Raw genomic sequence first — 12,516 nt, forward strand, 5'->3', positions numbered from 1 at the left:
CTTGTTCCACCGTCTGAATGTGATCCGGATTCATAACCCCAGACTGACCGAGCGTCGCGAAGATATTCCGATGCTGATGAAGCATTTTTTCAAAAAAGCGGCGACCGAACTCAATGTCGAGCCCAAGCGCCTGCGCCCGGAAGCCGAAGAATACCTTGGCAAACTGTCCTGGCCCGGCAACGTGCGCCAGCTGGAAAACACTTGCCGTTGGCTCACGGTCATGGCCTCCGGCCGCGACATTCATGTCAACGACCTGCCGCCTGAAATGCTGCAGCAGACTTCCAGCCCCACCGATGACGCTCCCGGCGTGCCCAGCGTGCACTGGCAGGACAACCTGCGTCATTGGGCAGATCAGGAATTGCTATTGGGCCGAGACCGACTACTGGATCGCGCGGTCCCGCAATTTGAGCGCATCATGATTGAAGCAGCCCTGCACTATACCCAGGGCCGAAGACGCGACGCATCCAACCTGCTGGGCTGGGGTCGCAATACACTGACCCGGAAAATCAAGGAACTGGGAATGGGCGGGGATGACCCTGAGGATTGAGCAGCGAATGCCTGACGTCCAACATCAACCCTCAGGCGCCCGCGCGAGCACTTCCGCATAGCCCACCCGGTAATCCGGATACGCAAACTCATAGCCACTGTCTCGCAAGCGCCGGTTACTGCCGCGCTTGCTGCCCGCCATATGGCGGTAGCCATGATCCACCTGATACGGCACACCCAACTGCTGGGCCAACCACTGGTGAACCTCGGCTATCGGCGCGGGATCATTATCAACGGCAAGATAACAACCTGCCACTGCCGCGCCCGCCTCACTTTGCTCAAGCACATGCCGAAGCACCCCCACACAGTCATCGCGATGAATCCGGTTACTGAAATGCGGCGGCTCCAGCGGTGCGCATTGCCCCGCGCGAACCCGCTCGGCCAGACGCAAACTCTCGCCACCATAAATACCACCGAATCGCACGACCGTCGCGGGCAGCCCCGACGCCTGCAACAGCTGCTCCGCAGCCAGCACGCTGCGGCCGCTGTAACTGGTCGGTGCCAGTTCGCTATTTTCATCAACCACCGAACCATCATTGTGGTGATACACGCTAGTACTCGACGCAAACAGCACCCTCTTCAACGCGCTTGTGTTTAAAGCTTGCAACACACCCTCAAAGCCAAGCTCAAAAACCGCCTTGTAGGCTTCAGCACTGCGCGCGCCCGGCGTTAGCGTGACCAACACATAATCAGCCGCGACATCTCGCAATCCAGCGAATGTTTGCGGCGCGCGAAAATCTAGCGGCAGCGCTTCAAACCCTGGCGGCAGGGCCGCTACATTGCGGCGCGCGCCAACCACCCGCCAGCCCTTTGCCAAAAAGTGCTGCCCCAGTGCAGCACCTAATTGGCCGCAGCCAATCAACAATAAGGTTTTTTCCATCATCAGTCTGTGGCCACAAAAGCAAAGGCCGTTACAATACGTCAGCGCAGGTGACCAGAGCAAACCTATAGCGCCGGGCGGGCTGCACATTCAGCCCAGGACACACAAACGGGACTGACAGCCCAAACGGGCAAGACAAAAGGAGCCCCTGCTTGACGGATCTGCAGGCCATCGCCATCGAACAGCTCAAGGGGGTTGGCCCGCGCCTGCGTGAACGGCTCAACAACTACGGCGTGTACAGCGCCCAGGATCTGCTGTTTCATCTGCCACTGCGCTACCAGGATCGCACCCGAATAACACCTATTGGCGGGCTACAGCTGGGCGTCGACGCCGTCATCGAAGGGGAGGTCAAAGTCGCCGACATCACCTTCGGCAAACGACGCAGCCTGCTGTGTAAACTGCAGGACGGCACCGGACTGATCTCCCTGCGCTTCTTCCACTTTTCTGCGGCGCAGAAAAAACAGCTGCAGCCAGGCACCCGCCTGCGCTGTTATGGCGAACCTCGGCGTGGTGGCGCGGGGCTGGAAATTTACCACCCCGAGTACCAACTGCTTGACGAACAACACCCGGCTGAACTCGATGATCGCCTGACACCGGTCTACCCCACCACAGAAGGCATCGGACAAAGCGTGTGGCGCAAACTCTGCCTGCAGGCACTTACATTACTGGAAAATCATAAGCCGCAAGAATTGTTGAGCGAACACCCGTTGGCGCGCTTCCCGCTCAGTGATGCACTGCACTTCCTGCATCATCCGCCGCCCAAGGCCCGGCTGTCACTGTTGCGAGAAGGTCTGCACCCAGCCCAACGACGACTGGCATTCGAAGAACTGCTGGCACACAACCTGGCCATGCTAAAAACCCGACAACAAACTCAACAACGCGGCGCTGTACCAATGCCTGCCAGTGTTCAGCTGCAGCGCGCCTTTCTTCAACAGTTAGGATTTCAACTCACTAACGCGCAGCAACGGGTCTGCGAGGAAATCGCTGCCGACCTTAGACTGGAGCGCCCCATGCTGCGACTGGTTCAAGGTGATGTCGGCAGCGGCAAAACCGTCGTCGCCGCCATGGCAGCGCTGCAAGTGATCGAACAGGGCTTCCAGGTAGCAGTAATGGCGCCAACAGAAATACTGGCCGAGCAGCACTATCTCAACTTCCAGCAGTGGTTTGCTCCGCTGGGTCTGGAAACCGGCTGGCTGGTAGGCAAATTGAAAGGCAAGGCGCGTCAGAAATCCCTTGCCACCATCGCCAATGGTGAGGCCCAACTGGTTATTGGCACCCACGCCCTGTTTCAGGAAGACGTCATCTACCAACGGCTGGGGCTGGCGATTATCGATGAACAACACCGCTTTGGGGTACATCAGCGACTGGCACTCACCCAGAAAGCGCGCCCGGAAGACGGCCACCCCCACCAACTGGTCATGACAGCCACCCCGATACCGCGCACCCTCGCCATGACCGCCTACGCTGATCTCGACACCTCGATCATTGATGAGCTGCCACCCGGGCGCACGCCAGTAAACACCGTCGTTATCGACAATGCTCGCCGCAGCCAGATTATCGATCGCATAGCCCATGTTTGTGCGAAGGGGCAGCAGGTGTACTGGGTCTGCACCCTGATAGAAGAATCCGAGGCCCTGCAGGCCCAGGCTGCCGAAGCGGTATTTGAAAACCTGCAAAAAGCCCTGCCCAACCTGCAGATAGCACTGGTGCACGGCCGTCAGAAACCGCAGGAAAAGGCCGATATCATGGCCGCCTTCAAGGCAGGAACCACGCAATTACTGGTTGCCACCACCGTCATCGAGGTTGGCGTGGATGTCCCCAACGCCAGCCTCATGGTTATCGAAAACGCCGAACGCCTCGGCTTGTCCCAGCTGCATCAGCTGCGGGGCCGGGTGGGCCGGGGCGCCCTCGAAAGCCACTGCGTACTGTTATACCAATCACCTTTGTCACGCACCGGTCGCGAGCGATTGCGCGCACTGCGCGAGTCCAGCGATGGCTTTGTGATCGCAGAGAAAGATCTCATGCTGCGTGGTCCGGGAGAGATGCTTGGTACGCGCCAGACCGGATTGATGCAGTTTCGCATTGCCGACCTGCAGCGCGACGGTGATCTGCTGGAAGACGTCAGACAAAGCGCTGAATCCGTCGCGACGGACAAGAGGCTGAGCAGCGCCCTGATAGATCGCTGGCTCGGCGAAAAAACCAACTACGCCGCCGTATAAAACCGGGGTCGTAACGAGTATTTTTTGTACAGCCGGTTAAAAAATACTCGTTACGACCCCGGTTTTTGTCATAAAAAAAGGCGCCCGGAGGCGCCTTTAATATTCACTAGCAGGGGGAGACCTATTGCTGAGTGAATTCGGGGTAGGCTTCCATTCCGCACTCGGACAGATCCACACCTTCGTACTCTTCTTCCTCAGAGACGCGGATTCCGATAACAGCTTTCAGGATAGCCCAGGTGATCATGCTGGCAACAAAGACCCAACCGAAGATGGTTGCTGCACCAATGATCTGACCAGAGAAGCTAGAGCCATCGTTGGTAACCGGCACCAACAGCAGACCCAGCAGACCCACCACACCGTGGACTGAGATCGCACCGACCGGATCGTCGATTTTCATCTTGTCCAAGGTCAGGATAGAGAACACGACCAGTACGCCGCCCAATCCACCGAACAGGGTTGCCTGCAGAGCAGTAGGCGTTGAGGGCTCAGCAGTAATGGCTACCAGGCCAGCCAGCGCACCGTTCAGTGCCATCGTGAGGTCAGCCTTGCCAAACAGGATGCGAGCAACAATCAGCGCGCCAATCAGACCACCGGCCGCCGCAGCGTTGGTGTTCATGAAAACGATCGCTACAGAGTTGGCGCTTTCCACGCTGGCAGTTGCCAGAACCGAGCCACCGTTAAAGCCGAACCAGCCCAGCCACAGGATAAAGGTACCCAGCGTAGCCAACGGCAGGTTAGCACCGGGAATCGCGTTGATCTGACCGTTTTTGCCGTATTTGCCCTTACGAGCGCCTAGCAGGATTACGCCTGCCAAAGCGGCAGCAGCACCCGCCATGTGAACGATACCGGAGCCAGCAAAGTCAGAGAAACCCAGGTCACCCAGTGTGTACATGCCAAATACCGGCATACCGCCCCAAGTCCAGGCACCTTCCATTGGATAGATGAAACCGGTCATGACAACGGCAAACGCCAGGAAGGCCCACAGTTTCATACGCTCAGCAACTGCACCGGAGACAATTGACATCGCCGTGGCAACAAACACCACCTGGAAGAAAAAGTCTGAGGATGGCGCGTAGGTTGCAGGCTCTTCAGCACCGGCCACACCGTCGCCGACAATACCGTCGAGGAACAGGGTCAGCTCACCGCCGCCGTACATGATGGAGTAGCCGCAGATCATGTACATGGTACAGGCGATCGCAAACAGGGCTACGTTCTTGGTCAGGATCTCGGTGGTGTTCTTGGAACGCACCAGACCGGCTTCGAGCATGGCGAAACCGGCTGCCATCCACATTACCAGCGCACCGCACACCAAAAAGTAAAAGGTGTCGAGTGCGTACTGCAGTTCAAATATTTGATTTTCCATGATTAAATAAACCTCGCAGGCTTGTTGAGGGTTTCAGCCTTCCGCCAAAGGCCAAATCCATTCCGGTCGCACTCCATTCGGGTGATAAACCGGCAATGAGCTTGCCCGTTTTTAAATTGCCTCTTCGCCGGTTTCGCCCGTACGAATACGGATGACTTGCTCCAGCGCAGATACAAAGATTTTGCCGTCACCGATCTTGCCGGTATTGGCTGATTTACTGATGGCTTCCAGGGTCTGCTCAACGGAACCGTCGGCAACCGCCACTTCGAGTTTTACCTTCGGCAGGAAGTCAACAACGTACTCCGCGCCGCGATACAATTCGGTGTGACCTTTCTGACGGCCAAAGCCTTTCACTTCGGTGACAGTAATACCCTGCACACCAATGTCTGAAAGCGCCTCGCGCACATCATCAAGTTTGAAGGGTTTGATAATGGCTGTTATCAGTTTCATGAGACAAATCTCCTCTACACGGTGTATGGCTAACCACACACACCCGGTTAGAAACTGGTTGGGTTAAATCCGGCCGACGGTAGTCGGCCGGGGTGTACTGCTACGTATTAGTTCAGCGGGATGCTATAGGTAACGATAAACAGTGCGTCGTCATCCAAGGTGTAGTTCAAACCCTTGGCAGTGCTTCCGACTGTCGCCTTTTTACCCAACAATTCATCATCAGCGTCAACAATTTTGCTTACCGCAAAGCTCAGGTTGTCGTTGAAAGCATACGTCAGATCAAGGTGAACGTAGTCATTGTCGTGCTTGGCGTTCTCTTCTTCTTCGCCGTCAGCCATTCCCACCAGAGCACTGAACTTGCCCATGGTGTAGCTTAGGGTAGTGTAGGTAAAACCATCGTCAGACAAAGCATTAAAAGCATTGTTGCCCGATACGTTGTCAAAGTAATAAAGCTCCGCGCCGCCGAAAGAAAGCCCCAGATAGGCCTCTGTCAGGTCGTTGCCGCCGTCAAGTTGTGAGTTACCAGCGTAGTAGTAGCTAAGCGCACCCAGGTCGAGCCCCAGACCGCCAACTTCACCACTCCAGCCGCCGAAAAAGTTCACTTCGCCGCCACCACTCAAAGCGCTAGACGCCCAAATGCCCGCATAGAAGCCAGCCGTGCTGTATACCAGGTCACCGGATACGGCGCCTGTACCAAAGCCCTGATCTACGCCGCGAAAGACATAGATGTTTGACACAGCTGCACTGGCTTCAAGCTCAGCCATTGCAGGCGCCGCGCTTAATGCGATAGCAGCTGCAGTTGCACCAGAGGTAAGCAGAGTCTTTACTTTCTTCATGTGTGTTTCTCCACGTTGATGTTTCGATATTTCATTTTTTTGCTAGCACACAGTGATAGCTTTTTGTTTCCACGATAAAGCACAGCTCGTGCCAACATGAAATATATCCTTATATTTCAATTGGTTATTGTTATTGCCATCACCTGACGGGCGCAAAGCCCGAGATCAGCATGGCTAATTTCGGTGCATTCGCGCCCCTGCGCACCAAACTAGAACAAACACCAGAAGAAATCTAGAGTTCAGGCGAGGTATTTTTGCTAAAATATTGAATCAAAAGGATTAATTGTGTTTTTCAAGGGAAGAGAGTCCTCCGTGGCTCAGCCACTGAAAGACGCAGCGGCCGGAAATGTCGCACGCGGCCGCATGTATGCACCAAAGTGGTGCCATGATCAGATTTTTAGGGGGTTAGCCTTTCCGTCTGCCGAATCAGTCCTCATTATTTTTATACAGCCTGATGTTGACGAATTAGTGACTGCGCTGCTGCTCCAACCTTTCAAGCCGCTTTTCCAGCGCTTCAATGCGCTCCTCGAGCACAGACACACGGTCCTGCCGACCAACTCTAGCGCCAGAGTCTCGCTGAGGCAAACTTTTCGCACTCGCCCCCGCCTGGTCTAGCTGCAATATCGCGCGGCCGTTTTCGCCAGTAGCGCCTGGCGCGCCGGCAGTACCCTCACCTCCGGGCTCTCCACCCGCCAGCCACTTCTTGCTGCCGCCAATACTGCCCTTCATATACCGACCTTCAGCAGCAGCGCCACCGGGGCCGCCAGCACCGCCAGAACCGCCAGCGCCGCCGGCACTGGAATGGGTAATCGCACTGACTATTTGTGCCACATCGACGCGCTTATCCACCGGGCGATAAACCAACTGCAGTGCGCCCGCGTCGCCACCCATGCCACCACGACCACCCGGTCCGCCAGGGCCACCATCACCACCACGGCATCTGTTGAGCTCACCGCCAGCCTGTCCCGCGCCACCGCGTCCACCGGCTCCCCCGGCGCCACCGTCGGTCAGCAGCTGCAAAGAACCGATCGCAGCGATGCCCCAGTCCAGCGTCATCGCCACGCCCGATGCTCCGCGCGCGCCCTCGCCACCGGGGGCTCCTGCGGCGCCGCTTTCACAAACTGCAGCGACCGCAGGTATCGGCGGCGCCCCATCCTGACCAACCTCGCCCGCAGCACCGCGACCATCAATCACTACGTTGTTGCCAATTTCCACCCGCTCGGCGCTAAGCCGCCAACGACTGACACCGTCGGCAAAGCGCACTATCGCGCCATCACCCAATACCAGCCGAGTGAGGTGCAGCTGCTGTTCGTCGGCCGCAACACGCCAGACTTCACCGGCGGGCACAACCTTTTCCAGCGCTGCCGCGTAGCCAGATAAAAATACCGCCACTGCAGCTAACAGACTTCGCAATCCCCTCACACCGTGCCTCCAATCAACGCTCTACAATGAGCGTCAATGTACGATAAACTGTTCGCAGGTAACAGGAAGCCCGTATGTCCCGACCGGAATTTATCGAACAACTCGTGCAGCAGGCCAGCAAGCTGGCCCGCGACACGGATATCCCTCATGAAGTTGAGTCGCGCCTGCGCGTGCTGATGCAGGGCGCCTTTGATCGCATGGATCTCGTATCTCGCGACGAGTTTGATGCTCAGGCCGCCGTGTTGGCGCGCACCCGTAAAAAGCTCATACAACTCGAAAACCAGCTCGCCGAGCTTCAGACCCAACTCGACCAGTCCAGCTGACGCCCACGCGTCATAACTTCCAGGGAAGGAAGCCATGCAACACTTTGCCATCGTATACAGTCGAGCCCGCATCGGCATCAACGCGCCGCTGATTGCCATTGAAGTGGATCTTTCCAATGGCTTGCCGGGGTTTTCAATCGTTGGTCTACCAGAGGCCTCGGTGCGCGAAAGCCGCGACCGGGTGCGCTCTGCTCTGCTCAATGCCGGCTTTGAGTTTCCCGCCCGGCGCATTACCGTCAATCTGGCGCCAGCCGATATTCCCAAAGAGGGAAGTCGCTTCGACCTGCCCATTGCCATCGGCATTCTCGCGGCCAGCGGTCAGGTACGCTGTCAGGATTTAAGCCCCTGGGAATTTGTGGGCGAACTAGGGCTAACCAGCGAGGTGAGGCGCATCGACGCCAGCCTGCCCGCCGCAATTCAGTGCGAAAACACCGGCCGCAAATTGGTACTCCCGAAAAGCAACGCGATAGAGATCTTCGAATTTGCACCGAACACCCTGATCCCCGTGCAGTCCTTGAGTGAAACCGTGGCCTACCTGCAGGGCCAGCAACCGCTCACAGTAACGCCGGACTTAGCCGCGCCCTCGCGCGACCTCGACTGCGACCAGCAACCGGACTTCAGCGACATCACCGGCCAACACGCAGCCCGGCGCGCTCTGGAAATCGCCGCGGCGGGCAACCACAATCTGCTGTTCAGCGGCCCACCAGGCACCGGCAAAACGCTGATGGCTTCACGTTTGCCGTCCATTCTGCCGCCGCTGAATCGAGAAGAGCTACTGGAAACCAGCTCCATCTACTCGGTCTCTGGCGATAGCTTCCACTATCACCAGCAGCGCCCCTTCCGCGCGCCGCATCACACAGCTTCCGCGGTGGCCCTGGTCGGTGGCGGCAGCCAGGCCCGCCCCGGCGAGGTATCACTCGCCCACGGCGGCGTACTGTTTCTCGACGAGTTGCCTGAATACCCCCGCAAGGTGCTGGATGTCTTGCGCGAACCCCTGGAAGCCGGTGAAATCACCATTGCGCGCGCTAATATGAAAGTGCGCTACCCGGCGCGTTTCCAGCTAATCGCCGCCATGAACCCCTGCCCTTGCGGCTACCACAAAGATCCCCTGCACGAATGTCGCTGCACCCCGGATCAGGTAGTGCGCTACCGCAACCGGGTGTCCGGCCCACTGCTCGATCGCATCGATTTGTTTGTCCACGTACCGCGTCTGCCGCCGGGCAGCCTGCAGCAGACGCAGGACAATGAAAAATCTGCCAGCATCCGCCAGCGTGTGTTAGCTGCCCGGGAACAGCAACAACAACGCAGCGGGTGCTGCAATGCACTGCTCAGCGTGTCAGCCCTGCGCGACCACTGCTCGCTGGACGCCGCCTGCAGCGACCTGCTAGTCAAAGCCGAAGCGCGACTCGGCCTATCTCCGCGCGCACAGCACCGCATTGTCAAAGTGTCGCGTACTATTGCCGATCTGGATCACAGCGAGCGTATTCAATTCAAACACCTGAGTGAAGCCCTGACTTACCGCCAACTACCAGCCTGAAACCTCGACAAATTTCAAGCGGCGACAGGATCAGAGCCACACTGCTACAATCGCGTCTTTGATCAAGACATGCGAGATTCGGTTTAGTCAGCAACCCCTCATTCAGCCCTTTCCCTCGGGAGAGGGGCAACCCCGCTCGCAAAGGCCAACAACAGCGATACCCGATGAGCCAACTCAACCCCCGCCAACGCGAAGCCGTGCGCTACATCGACGGCCCCTTGCTGGTACTCGCCGGTGCCGGCAGCGGCAAAACCAGTGTGATTACCCGTAAGATTGCCTACCTGGTAGAACAGTGTGGCATCGAGGCCAAGTACATCACCGCAGTGACCTTTACCAACAAGGCCGCGCGGGAAATGCGCGAGCGTATCGGCAGCCTGCTGTCGCCGGGCGCCGGCAAGGGCCTGAATATTTCTACCTTTCACACCCTGGGCCTGAATATTCTGCGCAGTGAGTTCAAAACGCTGGGCTACAAGTCCGGCTTCTCCATTTTTGACCAGCAAGACTGCCAGGCCCTGCTCAAGGACTTGCTGATACAACAGCACGGCAGCGACGGCGATCAGGTGGATCATATCCAGCGCGCGATTTCTGACTGGAAAAACGACCTGGTCGCACCTGAAGAGGCAATCGCCCAAGCGCAGGGGCCAGCCGACATTCTTTGCTCGCAAGCCTACCTGCGCTATCAGCAGGCCCTGAAGGCCTACAATGCCCTGGATTTTGACGATCTGATTCTGCTGCCGGTCACACTGTTTCGGGACTACCCCGAGGTGTTGGAGAAGTGGCAACAGAAAGTGCGCTATATGCTGGTAGACGAATACCAAGACACCAACGGCGCACAGTACGAGCTGGTGAAAAAACTGGTGGGCATGCGCGCTGCATTGACGGTGGTGGGCGACGATGACCAGTCGATTTACGCCTGGCGCGGTGCGCGCCCGGAAAACCTTGGCCAGCTGCAACAAGACTACCCCCACCTCAAAATCGTAAAGCTGGAACAAAACTACCGCTCCACCGCGCGCATTCTCAAAGCGGCCAATACCGTCATTGCCAACAACCCCCACCTGTTCGACAAAGCATTGTGGAGCGAACTGGGCTACGGCGACCCCATCCGAGTGATCAAATGCCCGAACGAAGACGCAGAGTGCGAGCGGGTTGTCACTGAAATACTCGACCACAAACTGCGCAGCGGCACCCGCTTCGGTGACTACGCCGTACTGTATCGCGGCAACCACCAAGCTCGCCTGTTAGAACTGAAATTACAGGCCCACCAGGTGCCCTACAAACTCAGTGGCGGCACGTCTTTTTTTGCGCGCAATGAAATTAAAGACGTGATGGCTTACCTACGCTTGCTGATCAACCCGGACGACGACAACGCCTTTTTGCGCATCGTCAACGTGCCGCGGCGGAAGATTGGAACCAGCACACTCGAAGCCCTCGGCCGCTACGCCACCGATCGCGGCGTACCGATGTACAGCGCCTGCGAGGAGCTGGGGCTGGAATCCCATTTACCCGCTGCCGGGGTGCAACGCCTGCGCGAGTTTACCCAGTGGCTGGATATGCTGCGGCGGCGCTGCTATGAAGACGATCCGATTGAGACTATTCGTCAACTGCTGCGCGACATCGACTACCTCGACTGGTTGATGCAAAACAGTTCATCACCCGCCGTGGCGGAAAAACGCATGGCCAATGTTTTCGTGCTAGTGGATTCGCTGAAAAAGAGCCTGGAAAAAGACGAAGACACCGACATTGAGGGCGCCATCACCAAACTGGTCTTACGCGATATGTTGGAGCGCCAGGAAGACGAACAGGAAAGTGCTGATCAGGTACAACTGCTCACACTGCATGCCTCAAAAGGGCTCGAGTACCCCCACGTTTATGTAATTGGCATGGAAGAGGGTATCCTGCCGCATCAGAACAGCCTTGACGCCGACACAATCGATGAAGAAAGACGCCTGTGCTACGTCGGGATCACGCGCGCCAAGCGCACGCTTACCCTGACTTATTGTTCCAAGCGAAAATCCTTTGGCGAAATGAACATCTGTGAACCGAGCCGTTTTCTCAGCGAGCTGCCGCAGGAAGATCTGGAGTGGGAAGGCAAAGGCGAGGCCACGCCTGAAATGAACCAGAAGCGCGGCAACGAAACTCTGGCGAGCCTGAAAAACCTATTTGGTTAGGGCGTTGCGATTCAATATAAACCACCCAGCATTGATCTGGGCGGTTTGGATGCTTAACGCGCCGGAACGCAACACCTGCTGAGGGCCTCAGCCTGCCGCAATAAATGCATTCACCACGTCGGCCAACGCTTCGCCCTGATCTTCCTGCAGAAAATGCCCACCCATTTTTATGGTCGTATGCGGCTGTCCCTGTGCGCCAGGAATCACCTCCTGAAAATATGTCTCCCCGCCTTTGGTCACCGGATCTGAATCACTGAAAGCCGTTAGAAAGGGTTTGTCCCAGCGCTTTAACACCTCCCACGCAGCCACATTGTCTGCGTGGGCAGGATCGTCGATCGAGGTGGGGACCAATACCGGAAACTGGCGCGCTCCGGCTTTGAAGGCCTCATCAGGAAAGGGGGCGTCGTACGCCGCCACGACGTCCGGCGATAACTCGCAAGTCACCGCGCCACTGATGATTTTTCCTACCGGAAACTCCGGCACCTCCTGCGAGAATTTTTGCCACGCCAGAAAGGCTTCGCCCGGTGGCTGCTCGCCAGTGGGCAGCATGGTATTGGCCGCAACCGCCCGCGCAAACTTGTCTGGGCGACTGGCCAGCAGACGCAGGCCGATCAGACCACCCCAGTCCTGACAAACCAGCGTCACATTTTCCAGATTGAGCTGATCAAACGCCGACTGAACCCAACCCACATGACGAGCGTACGTGTAATCGCTGCGCTCACTGGGCTTGTCTGAACGGCCAAAACCGATGAGATCCAACGCGATGACCCGA

11 protein-coding genes are annotated in these 12,516 nt (G+C 57.4%); 5 read left to right on the forward strand and 6 right to left on the reverse strand.

Annotated elements, in window-relative coordinates; translation table 11 throughout:
- On the forward strand, positions 1-547 hold a 547-nt coding region (locus ABYP39_RS12960; protein WP_372782903.1), incomplete at its 5' end, for a helix-turn-helix domain-containing protein.
- A gap of 24 nt (positions 548-571) precedes the next feature.
- Here ABYP39_RS12960 and ABYP39_RS12965 read toward each other — a convergent pair.
- Positions 572-1,429 (reverse strand): NAD-dependent epimerase/dehydratase family protein, encoded by an 858-nt coding sequence (locus ABYP39_RS12965; protein ID WP_372782905.1) that lies wholly within the window; start codon positions 1,427-1,429, stop codon positions 572-574.
- A 149-nt stretch (positions 1,430-1,578) separates the two neighbouring features.
- Between ABYP39_RS12965 and recG the strand changes: the two genes are divergently transcribed.
- A complete protein-coding gene (recG, locus tag ABYP39_RS12970; RefSeq protein WP_372782907.1) occupies positions 1,579-3,645 on the forward strand; it encodes an ATP-dependent DNA helicase RecG in 2,067 nt (688 codons plus the stop codon).
- 121 nt (positions 3,646-3,766) lie between these two features.
- On the opposite strand, the gene ABYP39_RS12975 is transcribed toward recG, so the two are convergent.
- The 4 genes from ABYP39_RS12975 to ABYP39_RS12990 form a co-directional block, all read right to left on the reverse strand.
- Positions 3,767-5,008, reverse strand: coding sequence for an ammonium transporter (locus tag ABYP39_RS12975; RefSeq protein WP_372749452.1), 1,242 nt, complete (start codon positions 5,006-5,008; stop codon positions 3,767-3,769).
- A 111-nt stretch (positions 5,009-5,119) separates the two neighbouring features.
- Entirely contained in the window at positions 5,120-5,458 is a 339-nt protein-coding gene (gene glnK / locus ABYP39_RS12980) for a P-II family nitrogen regulator (protein WP_183411596.1), read from the reverse strand.
- A gap of 107 nt (positions 5,459-5,565) precedes the next feature.
- Entirely contained in the window at positions 5,566-6,294 is a 729-nt protein-coding gene (locus ABYP39_RS12985; protein ID WP_372760878.1) for a TorF family putative porin, read from the reverse strand.
- A gap of 465 nt (positions 6,295-6,759) precedes the next feature.
- Complete coding sequence (locus ABYP39_RS12990; protein WP_372782910.1) at positions 6,760-7,707, reverse strand: hypothetical protein; 948 nt, start codon at positions 7,705-7,707, stop codon at positions 6,760-6,762.
- A gap of 83 nt (positions 7,708-7,790) precedes the next feature.
- On the opposite strand from ABYP39_RS12990, the gene ABYP39_RS12995 reads away from it, so the two are divergent.
- The 3 genes from ABYP39_RS12995 to rep all read left to right on the forward strand — a co-directional run bounded on the left by ABYP39_RS12995 (position 7,791) and on the right by rep (position 11,744).
- Entirely contained in the window at positions 7,791-8,039 is a 249-nt protein-coding gene (locus tag ABYP39_RS12995; RefSeq protein WP_372749439.1) for an accessory factor UbiK family protein, read from the forward strand.
- A gap of 34 nt (positions 8,040-8,073) precedes the next feature.
- A complete protein-coding gene (locus ABYP39_RS13000) occupies positions 8,074-9,576 on the forward strand; it encodes a YifB family Mg chelatase-like AAA ATPase (RefSeq protein WP_372782912.1) in 1,503 nt (500 codons plus the stop codon).
- A 164-nt stretch (positions 9,577-9,740) separates the two neighbouring features.
- Entirely contained in the window at positions 9,741-11,744 is a 2,004-nt protein-coding gene (gene rep / locus ABYP39_RS13005) for a DNA helicase Rep (protein ID WP_372764044.1), read from the forward strand.
- Positions 11,745-11,831: 87 nt separating this feature from the next.
- Here rep and ABYP39_RS13010 read toward each other — a convergent pair.
- The coding region (locus tag ABYP39_RS13010; RefSeq protein ID WP_372782914.1) for a haloalkane dehalogenase at positions 11,832-12,516 on the reverse strand (685 nt) is incomplete at its 5' end.

The organism is Litorivivens sp. (assembly GCF_041625495.1).
GTDB lineage: Bacteria > Pseudomonadota > Gammaproteobacteria > Pseudomonadales > Spongiibacteraceae > Litorivivens.